The following is a 17,230-nucleotide window of genomic DNA, read 5'->3' as shown; positions in this document are numbered from 1 at the left end:
TTAACATGGATAAAAATAAACCGAACCTGCAGAAATCTTTGAATTAATCATAAAATCTTTGTTCTCTAAAGCTTTTTTAATTTGGTCTTTTTTATAAGGAATATGAATAGTTGGTACCTTTAGCATAGAGTCTTTAAAAACAGGGACTCGACTCCATAAATTCACCACTTCTGATCTGAAAACCTTTGTAGTGCAGTCGATGATGTCACTCTTTTCGGAAAGTTCAGGGTATACAACGATAACTGGTAGCCCCTTCACATTAATACCGTAATCAATTTCTTCTCGCAAAGCTTTGCTGTTTTCAGTATGCTTACTTAAAAAAAAGATTATATTTTTTGATTGATCTAATCTTTTTCTTAATCTTGGCTTTAATGTTTTCTCCCAATCACTACCGTCCCGTACATTGTATGTTTTATCGTGGGAGTCATTAAATGGGTAGTTATTATCTTTTCCTTTCCATGCTCTTAACATGTTATACGACACAAAATCCTTGGTTGCATTAGCCCCTAAACTACTTTCACTAAACGGTTCACTGACATAGAAAGCAGCATAATTTCCATTCCTATAACCCATTCTTCTCAAACTCCTTTAACTTATAAAAATTGATCTTCTTGTGATCATTTTTGTACAAAAGAATTGTAACTTTGGCTGGTTCTCTAAACTTTACTTTACTGATCTGAAATGTCCACAACATTATATGTAATAGTTCATTGACTCCAACATCAGAATCCACATGTCTTGTTATTCCAGAACCTAATAAGGGGATAAACACTTCTTTGCTTGCATGTAATGTATTGATTTCATTCCATACATTAAGCATGCAGCTTGCATATTCATTTAGTTTTAATTGGGCACGATTTTCCCTATCAAACTTCGAAAAAGCAACTAGAAAAAAATCCATATCTTTAAAGACTGATCCCAAGCTGTAACGTGTTGTTTTTCCTCCAAAAGGTCTTTCAACATTTTTTTCTTCAATTTTAAGTTTTACGTCATCTTTAATTTTCTGATCCAACTCAGTGATATCTTGATGTGAATAATAACGCTTTATATATTGACCATTTAATGTTTCGCGGGCGATTATTACGTCATCTACTTGAGTGTCAAAATACTCATTAAATGCAATGACTTTATAATTATTTCTTGGCACTTCAAAAATATCACCTTTTTTAATTTCAACTTCGGAACCATTGAGATTAAGAGTGATATTATTCATAAAAAGTAGTCTAATGAATTGAACAATTATTATGACTAGCGACAACCCTACTAATATAAGTAAAATAATTAATCTACAACGAGCATCCAAGTCTAGAAATGAAATGAATGTACTCACACTAGTTGGAATAGTCAGAATTATACTCAGAGCCCACCTTCTAAATGTCTTATCTCTTATTAATTCTTTAAACTTCCACATAAAACCTCCAATGTTAGTATTGCGATCACTACCTATTATATTCATATTTTCAATTTATTACAATGAAAATATGAATATAGAACCATGACATAAATCTTGTGTAATGATTATGTCTTATCTAATAATGAAGAGCGCCTTTGACTAGGCCCTCTTCATTATTAGATTTAAATTGAACATCTGTTCAGTGAATCATATCTACTCCTGGGCTTTCTTGAGATTGCTAACAACATTTGTACAGGCCCATATACTGTTTCAGAGTTTCATCCGCCACGTAAACCTCCTTGTATTGCTGTTAAGATGATAAAAGCGGACATCGTTGCTGATGTCCGCCTAAAGCTTAACTAATTGGGTTCTGTTCCCCAAATCAGTTTTCCTTGATGATATAATGTGATTTTTTTCGTTGTTTTAAACGTATTTGATTGGAAAAAGGAATAATCGCCGCTTTGTGCATAATTGCTCCAGTCATCATTGTGAAGACGAAGCTGAATATTCCCTGTGCTTGCTCCCGGTGACAGCGTTCCTGTTTTAAACCCCAGTTCCAGATAGGTATCTGCACCTTGCTTAGGTTTATGCAGCGTCACAAATTTGTGGGTCAGATTGCCGCATCCAATCTGCGCGTAGTCACAGTCAAAGTCAAAGTTTTGGCCTTTGTTTTTCACGTTATACCAGTAACGGGCAGTGACATCTTTTAAATCCACCGTCGCATCGCCGTTATTTTTTATGTGAAGCTGCGGGCGGATTTGATTGCTGTTCACACGCCCATCCCCTGCTTTGTATTGTACAGAAATACCTTTTTCCTGTGTGGGGTTATCTTGTGCTGGCGTTTCAGGGCGTTCTTTCGTTGAATCTTTGTAGCCGCGAATGTTTTCTCTAACGAATGTTCCTGAAGCAGTTAAATCTGTAAGCGGCCAGCCGCCTGTTTTAGATGCTCCCGGCTTTAAAGCCGAGGATGATTCCTGCTTATCAGAAAGATTCCAGTTCACCCAGCTGATGTTCTTGCTGTCGAGATAATTCAGCCATTCCCGCGACTGGCCAAGGAATACACCGCCATTTCCAGACGCATCGCTTGTTCCCCATTCCGTCACGAAAATAGGCGCTCCTTTGCTGAGTGCGTAGTTTGCTTTATCCCGTAAAGATTGGCCGTGTGTGCCGGCATAAAAATGAAGCGCGTACATGACGTTTGCATCTTTTAGCTGGTCATCGGCAGCATCATTCACATCCTGGCTCCATGTACCGGTTCCGACAATGATGATGTTGTCTGGATCATTTTTGCGGATAACGGAAATCACTTCTTCCGCATACGGTTTAATATCACGCTTCCAGTTCACGTCACCGTTTGGTTCGTTTGCAATTTCATAAATGACGTTTGGCGTGTTTCCGTAAAGACTTGACATCTCCTTGAAAAATTCTTTTGCCTTCTCTTTATTTTGGTTTGGGTTGCCGTCATTTAAGATATGCCAGTCAATGATGACATATATCCCAAGTTCTTTTGCCGCTTCAACCGCTTCTTTTACTTTATTTTTCACGGTCGGGTTGTCAATATAACCGCCATCTGCCGTATACATTGCCGCGCGGAAAACGGTGATGCCCCAATCGTCTCTCAGCCATTTTAAGCTGTCTTTATTGACGAAATCGCCATACCATTGCAATCCATGTGAACTGATCCCTTTCAGTTGTACCGCTTTGCCGTCTCGGTTTACGAGTTGTGTACCTTTTATGCTAAGCTGACCATTCTTGGCTACTGGCGTTTTTGTCCCTGCTGCAGATGCCGGCGAAGGCAGCAAGCCGCCCATTGTCAATACCGCAATCAATAAACACGTAATAAAAATAGAAATTGACCGTTTCATATCTAATCTTTTCCTCCCTCGCATCATTTTGGCTCTTCACTTCTTATGAGCTCGAACTCATTGTAAAAATCTTTCTCATGATTGTCTATCAACCTAATTTCTTGTTTTTGAGAGGTGTAAAAGCCTGTCAATTTGCTCTATCTCTATTAAATAAGACACACCTGACACATATAGAACAAAGAAAACCGGACTGAAACGGGACTTTACACGTCATTTTTCAATCGAATCCAACGTAGACACGCTGAATGTGATGAGTCTCAATATGGCATTGAATCTTATGATTGCTGTAAGAAGACGAGCCCTTGCCCGTCCTTGTTAATGTAAGGTTGATGTAAGGTTTGGATTAATACGGGTTAAGGTTGGAGTTGTACAATAAGATTGTACTTCAGTGAGGGATTCAGCCAGAAGAATTCCCCTTCAATAAATCATAGAGGTGAAAAGGTTTGAGAGAAAATAAAATTTTGTCTTCATTATGTTACTTCAGTATATTTTTTGCGCCGTTTCTGTTTCCGATTATCGTCTATTTCTTAGGCCAGGACGATGTGAAATATCATGCGAAAAAATCTTTGTGGACGCATCTGATTCCTTATTTGATTTTTGTAATTGGCATCATCGCTTCAGGTTTACTTGGTATGAATGACATCAGGCACGCCGGGCCTTTCCTGCTTGCGACGTATGCTGTTACATTCCTTGTGGCGATCTACTTTTTCATTTGGAACATTGTCAAAGGAATCAAAGTGTTTTCGGAACAATAGGAAAAAAAGGTTCTGTTATTGATCAACAGAACCTTTTTTTGTATAGCCATTATGATAATTGTATATCTATCGTTGTCCCTTCTCCCGTGGTGCTTTGAATGGTGATGTCCCCTCCGTGCTTTTGGATAATATCCTTTGCTATGGCCATTCCAAGACCAGAGCCTGCATGCGTCGTTCCTGTATTTGTGCCCCTGTAATAGCGATCAAACACTTTTTCCAGCTCCTCTTCTTCTATCCCTTTGCCGTTGTCCTTAATTGTCACATGAGTTCGTTCTTTTTGTTCAAGCTGTACAACGATCTTCACATCAGGATCATTGTGAACGAGGGCATTTAAAATGAGATTCGTGACCGCTCTCCGAATTAATATCGCATCAAGGTTCAGCATCAGCTTTTCCAGGTTCGTTTGAAGTTCAATGGATTTATCCGCATATCTAGAATCGTTTAACATATCAATTAACGTTTCCCGCAGCAGCGATACAAGGTTTACCCGCTCTGTATGTAACATCACATCGTTGTTTTTCAGCCTTGTCGTTAAATTTAAATCTTCCATCACATCTTTCATATAGAGGGATTTACTCTGAATGATCTGGGCGTACTCTCTGATCTGTTCGACTGTGAGATGGTAATTTGGATCTTGGATGATTTCTGCATAGCCTTGAATAGATGCTAATGGTGTTTTAATGTCATGAGAAATATGACTGATCCACTCTTCACGCATTTGCTCTAATTTATCTTTTTCTTTTTTGCTTGAAGATAGTTGTTCCGATAAATGATTGACATTATAGAAGACATCTTTATAAATGCCTTTGGATTTCATTTTGATCGTATAATCTCCATTAGCTAACCGCTGGATTCCTTGAATGACACGGCCGAGCGGTTTTGTGAGCTGCCGGCTGAATAGATAGCCGATGAGTAACGCGATCAATGCATCTATTGATAATAATATGATGGTCCCTGCATTGAACTTCGTCACAAATTCCTTGGTATCATATGAGAGGACATATTTTCCGAGAGAGGGATTTTTAAACCCTATAAAGTAACTGTACTCCTTGCCGTTTACTTTTTTTCCGCCGGCGTAAATGGTTGATAATAATTGTTCATCCTTATATTTATGTAAATTTACAATTTCAATAGGCGTATATTTTTCCTTCAGTCCTTTAGGTTCTCTATCATGATAAACATCCTGTCCGTTTTCATCTAATATTTGAATCCATGCATTCTGCTCTTTTAAAGCTTTTTGGCCCTCTTTGTTTACTGTGATACCATTGTTCGATAACGTGACATATTGTCGGAATGATCTTGTGAAAGTTTCCGGTGTACTTTCTTCGTTATGTTGGCTGTTCGCCTGGAAAACGAGCCAAAACATAAAAATAAATAAATTAATGAAGACTGTAATGATGGTCACGATAATGACAGAGACCATATATCTGCCTGTTAATCGCCAATTCATCCTTACGCATCCTTTACAACAAATTTGTAGCCTAACCCTTTCACAGTGACGAGAAAGTCTGGTTTTGATGGGATGTTTTCTATTTTCTCACGGAGCCTGCGTATATGAACCATCACCGTGTTGTCAGAACCGAAGAAATCTTCTCCCCATACAGCTTGATAGAGTGTTTCTTTACTGATCACCCGATTGGGATGCTGCAGAAAATAGGTCATAAGCATAAGTTCTTTAGGTGTTAACTCAATAGCCGCTTCATTTTTGGTGAGCTCAGCTTGTTGTTGGTTTAATTCAAATGGTCCTTTTTTTATTACGGTTCCGGTTTGAGAAGGCTGTAAGTAAGAGACCCGTCTCAGCTGCGCTTTGACCCGATATGCAACTTCCTTAGGGCTGAAGGGTTTTGTAATGTAGTCGTCTCCGCCGATGGCAAGTCCTACAATTTTATCCGTTTCCTCCCCCTTTGCAGACAAAAAGATAATAGGAACGTGTGAAATGTCTCTTATTTGCTTGCAGATATCATAGCCTTCACCGTCTGGCAGCATGATATCCAATATCACAAGATCGGGATTTTCTTGATGAAATTGAGCCAATCCGTCACGGGCAGTCGAAGCGGTCACTACGCGATCAATGCCTTCTCTTATTAATACGGTTTTGATCAGTTCCAAAATTTCTTTTTCATCGTCTATGATTAATACTTTGCTGTGAAGCCGTGACATATATTGATCACTCCTTGAAGTCATTGTCATTATTATACCCAATGTCCGTGTATCGTTAAAAAAATCAACACTTCTCTCCCACAGAAAATAAGCCAATTTTCTTTTTCGAGTAAGAAAATTGGCTTATTGCAATGCTGATGCCTTTAACGCTTTACAACAAATGTTGTCACGCTTTGAGACGGAAGATGGGCCCAAAAATGATTGTCCGTTACTTTGAGATCCGTTCCAGGTTGAAGATTGCTGCTGCTGCTCGTGATCCATCTGGATACTTGCGAAGCAGTTCCATTCTGCAGTACAAAGTTTTGGTTGACCCCTGTGTTATTTTTATTAATGGCAACAATCACGACTTTATTGTCTCCTTTATAGGCTGACACGTAAACATTCGGTTCAGGATTTTTCGTTGCATCAATCCTTACATAGCCAGGGCGCACAAATTTTGAGAAATGAGCCATATTGTATCCGCGTTTGCTGATCATCCCATCTTCTTTCATAGGGCCGTATGATCTGCGGATGTACCACCACACATAAGCTTGAAAATCTCCCTCTACCATTGAATGATGAATATGCTCTGAAACACCTAAAGCCTCAGGCCAGCGATCCGCTGAATTGTTGTCACTGTTCGGATAGTATACCTCCGTCATCCATAGCTCTTTCCCTCCTCCTTTTTGTTTGAAAAGAGGATAAGGGAATTGGCTGACCTGAGTGCCGTACAGGTGGGCTCCGAGGATATCCATATTCCTAAGCGCCTGCGGATCGTTCAAAATGGGGTCCGATATATTTTTCAGGTATTGAAATGATTCCGGCGCAATCACGCGGGCATTAATGGAACCGGCATTTTCTCTCATGAAACGCAGGATTTCTTGGGGCGTCCACCATGTCCATTCGTGAGCGTAATCAGGCTCGTTTTGCATAGAAATCGCATACAGATTCACACCATTACTCTTCATGAAATTAACGAAATCGTTAAGATGCTGCGCGTATGCGGCGTACTTATCGTATCTCAGCCGCTTAGCTGATGTGTCACCATTATGATTGAAAGTCTCAACCATATCGTTCGGCGGATTCCAAGGGGAAGCGAAAACGATTGCTCCATGTTTGATCGCACTCTTTGCAGTCTCCACTTCCTTGTACCAATTATTTCTATTTTCATCTACATGAATTCTTAAGACCGAAAAACCTAACTGATTCTGTCCATTGCCAAAAGCGGTCTCCCGTTGAGGCGCAGTCAAATCTCCAATCCAAGCCGGGTGGTTCATTCCTCCAAAACCGCGAATCACTTGTCTATCTGCAGATATATTAACTGTCGCATCACTTGCTGCTGAAACTTCAGTAACTCCCGGTCCTAAGAGCATGACGGACATCATTGTGAAACATACCAATAATACACAAATTGATTTTTTTACGCTCGACATCATTTTTTCCTCTCTTTCATATGTCTTTTATGGACTTAGAAAACGTACCTTTGCTTATCTTTGTGTAAACTGCCAGTAATCAACGTTAAACAAGTTTCCTGTACCAGTTCCCGTAAATACAAAGAATACGTTGTGAACACCGGATGCGCCGCTTACCGCAGTTTCTATTTCTCTCCAGGATTGCGTTCCGCCTGTCGAAGGGACATTCAAGGTTCCGACAAGCTTACCGTTTGCACTGTCTAGCCGTACTTCTATTTTTCCGCCTCTAGCGGACGCTACATTTGCTTTAAACGTCCTAGCGCCGCCTGACTCGAAGTCTGCATTTCCAACAGCAATCCAGTCTCCGTTATGAATGTTTGTGACATGTTGATTATTGACCGGCCCGCCGGGTGCTGAGGATGCCTCTGTCAAAATTCGTCCGTTCCAGGCAAACGTTTCCGCTTCTACCCGGTGATATGGATTCAAGTTGGATAGCTGTTTGACACCTGCAAAATTTGCCGCTACCTCTTGCAGGGAGCCATCTGGATTATGCACAAGCTTATTAATATGGGGAGAACGGTATCCTTTGCCGGCCCCGTAAAGAGCGGAGCTGACAGTTTGAGTATGATACACCACATACCACTCGTTTTTAAAATTGAAAACAGCATGGTGATTGTTCCCGCCGCCTCCGAAAAATGCTCCCGGATTTTTCAGAAAGTGCCCTCTATACGAAAAGAAACCCATGGGACTTGAGCTGGTCATATAGCCAATCTCACCTGGAGGTTTATCGGCCGGGTGCGCGCCCCCGAAATTGATACAATAGGAATAGTAATATTTCCCGTTATACTTATGCATCCCTGAGTCTTCAAACATAAATGGCGCATCAATGGTCGATGCACTTCCGGCAACACTGGTCATATCAGGACCTAATTTCATGACTCTTGCTGTTTTAGGATTGGCCCATTGTCCCTGTGCGGGATTTGAACCGCCCGGAACGCCTCCGCCGGCATATAGGTAACCGGTACCGTCATCATCTACGAATACTGCCGGATCAAAAAGCCATACAACACCGGACATTCCTGGCGTATTTGGCGTTACCAGCGCTTTTCCGATCGGATCTGTCCATGGACCGGTCGGGCTGTCTGCGGTGAGAACCCCGATACCTCCGCCGCCGTTTGCGAAATAAAGGAAAAATTTATCCTTACCATTGATCTTTTTCACCGCGGCTGACGGGGCCCATGATGCTCCTGCCCATTTGGCAATCCCCCGGCCGCCATTCGCCCCATTGGCACCCGCTGCGGGAATCGCTCCGTGATCTGTCCAGTTCACCATATCCGCTGAAGATATGACGGATATTTTATTCAAATTGGCAAATGAATTATCCTTAATCGTGCCGTCGCTATTATATTCATAGTCATCGCTTGACATATAGATGTAGACTCTTCCGTTATAGGTCAGCGCAAACGGATCTGCGCCCAGATGATGGTCGATAAGCGGATTTGAATTCCCGGCATGTTTTGCAATTGGAGTGCTTACCGCATTCGCATATTCCCCAGGTAAACAGCTCAATAATAAAGCAAGAATCAATAAACATACGCTGCACTTTTTCATCAGCTTAACATCCTCCTGTTTCCGCATATTAGGTTTTTAAAAAATATGATAACAACAGGTCATGAAGAATGCGTAAAATGAATGATTTTTAGAGTGAAAACGCTGCAAATATCTGACCCTCTTTTATGAAAAATGCCGCCGATTGCAGTCAGCGGCATTTTGCTCTGGATCATTTACATTTTGTCAAACTTTGCGTCCCCCGCAAACGATCCTATTGACAGTTGTTCTTCAAGAACAAGTCCGTGATGATGCCGTTCTTCAATCCTTTTGATAATAGATCGAATTGCATCCGTATTTTCTTCGATATTGTGAGGGTCAAAGATCGTCACATGGTCTCCTTTTAATTTGTACTCAAGGTAATGCTGTGCGGTTGATTGCGTCCATCCTCTATCGGTCAACTCGCCGCATTGAAAATGATGAATGTTGGCGTTCACCGCGCCGGAATTGATCAGTTTATTGTGATATGTGAGATAGCTTCTGATTTTATCCTTAATGGAAGGAATGGTTAATAATTCTCTATAATAATCCGGAATGATATCCAGATTCCGATGAATGATCTCTTCGGTTTCCTCTTCTGAAAAATAATTCACCGAAACGGCTCTTTTAGAATCAAGCATCATAATGTCCGATACGATGCGTCCGCGCTTCTCCAAGGCTTTGGCAACCTCAAAAGCCAAATTTGACCCCGAGGAGTAACCGAGTAAAACAAAGGGCCCTTGTTCCTGAATGCCTATCATGCTTTCTGCATACCGGTCAACGATCTCTTGCTCGTAAGACGGCTCTTCTAGGAAATCAGCGGCATAGACGGTGCAGCGGCCGTCAAGTCTTTTCGCCATTTCATTATAGACCAGCCCGTACCCGATTAAAGGCGGGAAACAGAACACAGGGATTGAACCGTTCTGATTCATCTTGACGAATACGTTATCCGTCTTGGACTCGAAAACTGCCGCTTGAATGGCGCGTGCCATTGTTTCGATGGTAGGAAAATCGTATACGGCTTGATAATGCATTTTGATTCCCATACGGTCGTTGATTTGATGAATAACTTGCAATACTTTGAGCGAATGGCCGCCAACGTCAAAGAAGTTATCTTTAATTCCCGGGTCACTGAGAGCTAAAATGTTCTTCCATATCTCGGCCAGCTGCTTTTCAATTAACGTTCCGGGCGCTTCGTATTCGGTTCCGGTGAGCCTATTTCCCTCAGGAGCCGGCAAAGCTTTTCGATCGATTTTTCCATTTGCGGTTATCGGCATCTTCTCCATTTGGACAAAGTAAGCCGGTATCATATAAGCGGGCAGTTTGTTCAGTAAATGACGCTTCAGCTGCGCCGTATTTAATGAATCGTCTCCTGACAAGTAGGCGCACAGCTGCTTTGAGCCCTCTTCTTCAATCGCGATGACGACCGCTTCTTTGACAGATTCCAGTTGCAATAAAGCCGCTTCGACCTCGCCAATTTCAATCCGGTAGCCCCGGATTTTCACCTGATGATCAATTCTTCCCAAATACTCGATATTGCCGTCAGGCAGCCACCGGGCGACATCTCCCGTTTTGTACATTTTTTCGCCTGCGGCAAACGGGTGTTCAACAAATTTCTCAGCCGTTAATTCCGGGCGGTTCAAATATCCTCTGGCCAGTCCCTCTCCTGCCACATAGAGCTCGCCCGGTATGCCCATTACCTGAATGCGCTGATATTCGTCCAAAATATACGCTTGCAGAGTAGGAATAGGTTGTCCGATGTTGCTTCTGCCCTCGTCGATTTCCCGTTCCGTGATTTCTTTATATGTGACATGAACGGTGGTTTCGGTAATGCCGTACATATTGATTAATTGGGTTAAAGGATATTTAAGCTTCCAGTCTTTCAAGAAGGATGGATTTAACGCCTCTCCGCCAAATATGATTTTTCGGATGTTTAAATTGGATTCGGGATCTTCTCTCTCCTCCTGCATCAGTTGATAGAAATAACTCGGCGTTTGATTTAAAATGGTCACAGCTTCCGATTTTAACAATTGCAAATACCTTTCCGGGTTTTTTGCTGTTTGTTTCGGAACAATCACTAATTTGCCCCCATACAGCAGCGCTCCGTACATTTCCCATACTGAAAAATCAAAGCAGAAGGAATGAAACAAAGTCCAAGTGTCCGATGCGTTAAAATCAAAAACATTTTTGTTGTTAAATAACAGACGAACCACGTTTTTATGTTCAATGAGCGTGCCTTTCGGATTCCCTGTTGTTCCTGATGTATAAATAACGTAGGCTAATTGATTTGGCATCACGTTCAGATTGAGATTAGATGATTCGGCGCCGTATGATGACGGATCGTCAAGGAAGACAGTATGACTTTGATAATCGGTATCTTCCAGAAGATGATGCTGCAATAATAAGATAGAGACGTTAGAATCCTCAAGCATATAATGGATGCGTTCTTTCGGATAATCCGGATCGACCGGTACGTAAACACCCCCGGCTTTCAAAATAGCAAGGATGCCTATCACCATCTCCGGTGAACGTTCCGCCATAATGCCGACAAGATCCTCGGCCTGAAGTCCTTTGGCAGCCAAGGTTCGGGCCAGCTGATTGGCGCGTTCATTTACTACCCGATACGTCAGCTTCTTATCTTCAAAAACAATCGCCACGTGCTCCGGCGTTCGCTCCGCTTGTTCTTCAAACAATTGATGAATCGTCTTTTCCTTTGGATACTCCGCCGCCGTATCGTTGAACTTATCTATCAGGAGCGAACGTTCATCCGCTGTTACGATATCAAGGTCTTGTACGCGAATTTCCTGATCGTCCGCCATTTGCTTCATGATTTGCATGAAATGCGTCTGCATCCGTTCGACACTTGCTTGATCAAAAACATCGCGATTGTATACAAAACGAATGTCAATTTCTCCATCCGGCATCACTATAAAAGTAAAATCGTAATGAGTATGTTCTTCCATATGAAAATCGAGAATGTCTAATGCGTTGTCATCCTGCTTCATATGTTCTATTTGTTTCTCAACCGGGTAATTCTCAAATACCATAATATGATTGATCAACTGCTGCTTTTGCTCAGTTTGAGCCTGAATGTCATACAGCGGAAATGTATCATATTTTTGAGAAGCCAGTGCCCGCTCCTGATTCATTTTCAATACTTGTGCAGCTGTCATTTCAGGCTGCGTATGAATACGTACGGGAATGGTATTGATAAATAAACCGACCATGGTTTCAATTCCCGGAATTTCTGCCGGTCTGCCGGATACGACCGTGCCGAAGACGACATCCTGACTCCCGTTGTATCTTTGCAGCAATAAGCCCCATGCGGTTTGTATCCATGTATTGACGGTGACTTGCTGGCGGCTTGCGGCCCGTTTGATTTCGTCTGTGAGCCGCTTTCCTAAACGAAACTCATGCTCACCTTTTTCGTATCCTTTCGCCCGGCCGGAAGATTGTTCTTGTAACAAAACAGTTTGCCCTTCATAACCTTCTAAATAGTTACGCCAATAGGCTGACGCCTGCTTGTGGTCTTGTTGATCCAGCCATTCGATATATCGGCTGTATGGAGTGACGGCTCCCCGCTTCGGCTGCCTTTGCTCGAGTATCGCATAATAGGTTTCAAACACTTCTTTCGTAACAAGAGGCAAACACCAGCCGTCCATTAAAATATGATGAAAGCTCCATATCAATCGCGCTTGGTCTTCCTCTGTCCGCAGGATCGATACGCGCATTAAAGCATCCCGGGTGAGATTGAATCCCCGCGCCTTATCTCTTCTTGCAAAATCGGCAATAAACTCGCTGCGCTGGTGACTGTTCATGCTGCGAATATCTTCAACGGCCGTTTCAATCGGCTTTTGCCGGAATACAATCTGCAAAGGCTGATCTTTCCATTCTGTATAAAAAAGAGTCCGAAGAATGTCATATTTTTCGGCCAGATGCGCCAAACTCATCCTGAATGCATCGATATCCAAGAATCCTTTCAGATCAAAAGCGGCTTGTTCAAAGTAAGCTTCGGAAGCCGAATCGATCAAGCTGTGGAACAACATTCCTTTCTGCATCGGGGTTAATGGGTATATATTTTCAATGTCACCGAGATGACTCGTTTGCTGCACAAATTGATCCAATTCACCGATCGTTATACCTTTTAACGAAATGTCGCTTGGCGTCAGGTGAATTTGATCTTGAGCATCACAATGTGCGATGACTTGCTGCAGGCTGTTTTTTAAGAGATCGGCACAGGCTTCCATTGTTTCTCTCTGATATTGTTTACCGCAATAGCTGATGGCCAGCGACAATCGGCCGTCTGAAATCATGCCGTTGATATCAAGTGTATAGGTCAAGGGACGATTGTCACTGGCTGTTTTCCCGCTTGAGTAAGGGGATACCTCCATCTTGCCGTTCCGGACATCTTGATCAAATTGACCCAAATAATTGAAACGTATTTCCGGATGTCCGGTCCATTCATGTGCCTTCGGGTGATCGGACAAATATTTGATCAGGCCGTAACCTATTCCTTTTTGGGGGATCTGACGCAAATTTTCTTTCACTGTTTTAATCCGCTGCGGGATATCCTGATCAGCTTTGATTTGAAGCGAAACCGGATATAGGCTTGTGAACCATCCCACCGTACGCGAAATATCGAGATCCGGAATGATAGACTCTCTGCCGTGTCCTTCAAGATCAATGAGAATGTCTTCATATCCGGTCCAACGATGAATAGCAATTCCCAGACCGGTCAGTAATAAATCGTTCATATCGGTCGAATAAGCCCGGTGAGCGTTTTTTAATAAACGTTCGGTTTCCTCAACGGTCCATTGAACGATGACCGTTTCCCGGTCTTTGGCCAGACCGGTCTCCTGTTCATTGTCCTTTGGCAATGTATGCTGCGGATTATGTTTCTGTCTGAACCAGTATTGATTTTCCGCTTCGAATTCCTGACTTTCTGCATAACGATTCAACTGTTCAGCCCATAACAGGTAAGAGTCCGTTTTCTTCGGAAGCCGGATCGCTTCGCCGTTTTGGAGCTGCTCATAAGCTGCCGCTATATCCTCAAGTAAAATCCTCCACGATACGCCGTCGATGACCAGATGATGAACCGCAATCAGCAAATGATCTCCCTCTTGACACCGGAACAATCCCAGTTTCATGAGCGGTCCTTCGGCTAAATGAATGGATTGCTGAATCTCATTGGAAATGGTTTCTATCGTCTGGGACACATTTTTTTCTTCGCGTAATGAGATCACTTCAAGGCTGAACAGATCACCTTCTTCGATCCCCCGATTTCGGGCTTCATATCCATCTTCTGTCGGAACATAGACCATGCGCAAAGCATCGTGATGCTCTGTGATCTTCTTCATGACGTCCCGAAGCTTTGATTCATCCAGTCCCTCTTTCCAATAAAGCATAACCGCTTGATTATAATGGTGTAATTCCGGGTATTTCTGGTCAAAAAACCAATGCTGAATCGGTGTCAGCAGCGCCCGGCCTTTAATTTCTCCTTGTTCTGCGATTCGGGTTACCGGCTCTACGTATGGAACAAGCTCGGAGATCGTTGGGTATTTAAACAAGTGTTTGATTTCAAACTTATACCCGGCTTGGTATAATCTTGAGGACACTTGAATCGACTTAATGGAATCGCCCCCCAATTCGAAGAAATGATCTGAGATTCCGACCCGTTCTAAGCCTAAGACCGACTCCCACACCGCGGCCATTATTTTTTCCAGTTCTGTTCGGGGAGCTTCATAGTTCATGCCTGTAAGATTCTCTCTTGGAGAAGGAAGGGATTTACGGTCTATTTTCCCGTTGAAAGTAAGCGGCATCTCTTCCAGCTGAACGAAATACGCAGGTATCATATAGGATGGAAGCTGCCGGGACAGCTCTTCACGGAGCTGGCCTGCAGTTAAAGCATGTTGTGCGGTATAATAGGCGCACAAGGATGTTTCCCCATCGATTTCCCGGGCGATAACGATGGCTTCTTTGATCGCCGGCAGCTGAAAAAAAGCGCCTTCGACTTCGCCGATTTCAATGCGGTAACCGCGGATTTTCACCTGGTGATCAATCCGGCCCAAATACTCGATATTGCCGTCCGGCAGCCATCTTGCCAAGTCTCCCGTCCGGTATATCCGTTCTCCTGCTGCAATCGGATGGTTTACAAACTTCTCGGCCGTCAGTTCGGGACGATTCAAGTAGCCCCTTGCAAGCCCATCGCCCGCTATGCACAGTTCTCCCGCTACACCGGTCGGCTGCATATGTTCCAAATCAGCATGTAATATATACAATTGAATGTTGGAAATCGGTTTGCCTATCGGAATCGATGCATACGTTTCTTCCGTCTGGCAATCAAAGTATGATACATCAATTGTTGCCTCAGTCGGTCCGTACAAGTTGATGATTTGAGCCTGGCTCACCGACGTGATGATGCGTTTGAAGCCTGCGACATGTACAGGCTTCAAAGCCTCCCCGCTTGCAAACACATGTCTTAATGACGCTAATTTTTGTTTCAACATCCCGCTTGGCTTCTGATCCATGGATTCCAGGAAGGCATGCAGCATCGCCGGTACAAAATGCATTGTGCTGACACCTTTTTGTGCAATTGTATCTAAAATCAGCTCGGGATTCTTTTCTCCTCCGCTTGGCAGCAGCACCAGTTTAGAACCTGCCATCGTCCACCAGAACAGTTCCCACACTGATACATCAAAGGTGATCGCAGTTTTTTGCAGAATCGCATCCCGCTCATCGAGAGGGTATTTTTCCTGCATCCACACCAGCCGATTGATGACCGACCGGTGCTCAACCATAACCCCTTTCGGCTTGCCCGTTGAACCCGATGTATAAATAACATAGGCCAGATGATCCGGACCAGCAGCCGGCTCTACATTCGACCCGTCTTCACAAAAGTTTTGCGGATCTTTCATATCCAGCACTTTTCCCGTAAAAGGTACTCTCTCTTGCGATTGATTCTGCACGAGTAACAACTTCGTATCCGAATCCTCCAATATGTATCGAACCCGTTCCTCGGGATAGCCCGGGTCAATCGGTACATACGCCCCGCCGGCTTTCAAGATCCCGAAGATCCCTACAATCATATCCAGGGAGCGTTCGGCCATAATCCCGACCGGCTGATCCGGCTGCACGCCTTCAGATTGCAGTGTCCGAGCGAGTTGATTCGCCCTTTCATTCAATTCACGGTACGTCAGACGGCTATCCTCGTAGACAACAGCCGTTTGATCAGGGGTACGTCCCGCTTGTTCCTCCAAAAATTGATGAATCGTTTTTTCTCTTGGATACTCTGCAGCCGTTTGATTATAGGCGATGAGTTGATTTGTCTCTGAGTCTGACAGAATATTAAGCTGGCGGATCATAAGGTCGGGTTGGAATAACAAAATCGAAAAAATCCGGTTTACATGTTCGATCACTTGCATCATATACTGGCGATCATAAGCTTGTTCATTATAAGTTAACTTTAAATGAATCGAATCATTTTCTATGGAAAACTGAAATAACGTATCAGCAGCGGCCGTTTCTATAAAACGAATGGGGTGAAGCTGATCTAGTGATACGATCGTGTGGATCATTGGCAAATGATTTGAATCGTAGTTCAGATTTAATGGACCGGCCATTTTATCGAAAGGAACGTGCTGATGTAAGATGGCTCCGTTCAGCGTATGCTTGAATTCATTAAATATGGATTTAAATGTGCCGTCCGCATTTATGTTTTGTTTGATTAACATGACTTGATCTAAACGAAGGTCTTCATCGGTTTCGTCTTCAAAGGTCGGAACACCTACAATAACGCCCTCTTCCCCCGTATATTTGTATAAAAGACACTCGATTCCGACCAGGAGAACCATATAAACGGCCATTGGCGATTTATTCGTCATCTTCATGATGCGCAGGGATACATCGGAGCTCAATGAACTGTGAATACGGTTGGGTGCACTCGGCGCATCGTGCTCTATTGTTGAGTCCGACATTTGAAACGAAGGGATTGCACTGGGACGATCTTCCGCATTGAACATGCTGCTCCAGAACAACTCCTGTTGCTTAAATTCTGACATTAATATCCCTCCAGTAAGTTTT

General features: G+C 43.1%; 9 protein-coding genes. 1 reads left to right on the top strand and 8 read right to left on the bottom strand.

All coding sequences use genetic code 11. From position 1 onward, the window contains the following. From thsB to AR442_RS18255, 3 genes are all read right to left on the bottom strand, one after another. Positions 1 to 573, bottom strand: a complete 573-nt coding sequence (thsB, locus tag AR442_RS18265; protein WP_014418038.1) for a Thoeris anti-phage system ThsA activator ThsB — start codon at positions 571 to 573, stop codon at positions 1 to 3. Then, positions 563 to 1,456 carry a Thoeris anti-phage system NAD(+) hydrolase ThsA gene (thsA, locus tag AR442_RS18260; RefSeq protein WP_014418039.1) on the bottom strand — a complete coding sequence of 298 codons (894 nt, stop codon included), beginning with the start codon at positions 1,454 to 1,456 and terminating at the stop codon, positions 563 to 565. Before thsA ends, thsB begins: the two co-directional genes overlap by 11 nt. Before the next feature lie 296 nt (positions 1,457 to 1,752). Then, positions 1,753 to 3,258, bottom strand: coding sequence for a cellulase family glycosylhydrolase (locus AR442_RS18255; RefSeq protein ID WP_014418040.1), 1,506 nt, complete (start codon positions 3,256 to 3,258; stop codon positions 1,753 to 1,755). A 443-nt stretch (positions 3,259 to 3,701) separates the two neighbouring features. Between AR442_RS18255 and AR442_RS18250 the strand changes: the two genes are divergently transcribed. Next, the gene (locus tag AR442_RS18250) at positions 3,702 to 4,013 is read left to right on the top strand and encodes a magnetosome magnetite crystal formation protein family (RefSeq protein WP_014418041.1); all 312 of its coding nucleotides are present in this window, start codon (positions 3,702 to 3,704) and stop codon (positions 4,011 to 4,013) included. 49 nt (positions 4,014 to 4,062) lie between these two features. Here AR442_RS18250 and AR442_RS18245 read toward each other — a convergent pair whose 3' ends face one another. From AR442_RS18245 to bamC, 5 genes are all read right to left on the bottom strand, one after another. Then, the gene (locus AR442_RS18245) at positions 4,063 to 5,463 is read right to left on the bottom strand and encodes a sensor histidine kinase (protein WP_032863999.1); all 1,401 of its coding nucleotides are present in this window, start codon (positions 5,461 to 5,463) and stop codon (positions 4,063 to 4,065) included. A 2-nt stretch (positions 5,464 to 5,465) separates the two neighbouring features. Next, positions 5,466 to 6,173 (bottom strand): response regulator transcription factor, encoded by a 708-nt coding sequence (locus AR442_RS18240; RefSeq protein WP_014418043.1) that lies wholly within the window; start codon positions 6,171 to 6,173, stop codon positions 5,466 to 5,468. Between the two features lie 143 nt (positions 6,174 to 6,316). Beyond that, complete coding sequence (gene xynC / locus AR442_RS18235) at positions 6,317 to 7,588, bottom strand: glucuronoarabinoxylan endo-1,4-beta-xylanase XynC (RefSeq protein WP_053285110.1); 1,272 nt, start codon at positions 7,586 to 7,588, stop codon at positions 6,317 to 6,319. A 51-nt stretch (positions 7,589 to 7,639) separates the two neighbouring features. Next, positions 7,640 to 9,178 (bottom strand): glycoside hydrolase family 43 protein, encoded by a 1,539-nt coding sequence (locus tag AR442_RS18230; RefSeq protein WP_032864008.1) that lies wholly within the window; start codon positions 9,176 to 9,178, stop codon positions 7,640 to 7,642. A 170-nt stretch (positions 9,179 to 9,348) separates the two neighbouring features. Continuing rightward, on the bottom strand, positions 9,349 to 17,208 hold the full coding sequence (gene bamC, locus AR442_RS18225; RefSeq protein WP_053285111.1) for a bacillomycin D non-ribosomal peptide synthetase BamC: 7,860 nt from the start codon (positions 17,206 to 17,208) through the stop codon (positions 9,349 to 9,351). Positions 17,209 to 17,230 lie beyond the last annotated feature (22 nt).

The organism is Bacillus velezensis (assembly GCF_001461825.1).
Taxonomy (GTDB): domain Bacteria; phylum Bacillota; class Bacilli; order Bacillales; family Bacillaceae; genus Bacillus; species Bacillus velezensis.
The sequence above is the reverse complement of the archived record's forward strand: the minus strand, read 5'-3'. Positions and strand labels throughout refer to the sequence as shown.

Bases quoted from the DNA above. Each gene is read 5' to 3' on its own strand.
- thsB (WP_014418038.1), bottom strand. From the start codon at position 573: ATGGGTTATAGGAATGGAAATTATGCTGCTTTCTATGTCAGTGAACCG.
- thsA (WP_014418039.1), bottom strand. From the start codon at position 1,456: ATGAATATAATAGGTAGTGATCGCAATACTAACATTGGAGGTTTTATG.
- AR442_RS18255 (WP_014418040.1), bottom strand. From the start codon at position 3,258: ATGAAACGGTCAATTTCTATTTTTATTACGTGTTTATTGATTGCGGTA.
- AR442_RS18245 (WP_032863999.1), bottom strand. From the start codon at position 5,463: ATGAATTGGCGATTAACAGGCAGATATATGGTCTCTGTCATTATCGTG.
- AR442_RS18240 (WP_014418043.1), bottom strand. From the start codon at position 6,173: ATGTCACGGCTTCACAGCAAAGTATTAATCATAGACGATGAAAAAGAA.
- xynC (WP_053285110.1), bottom strand. From the start codon at position 7,588: ATGATGTCGAGCGTAAAAAAATCAATTTGTGTATTATTGGTATGTTTC.
- bamC (WP_053285111.1), bottom strand. From the start codon at position 17,208: ATGTCAGAATTTAAGCAACAGGAGTTGTTCTGGAGCAGCATGTTCAAT.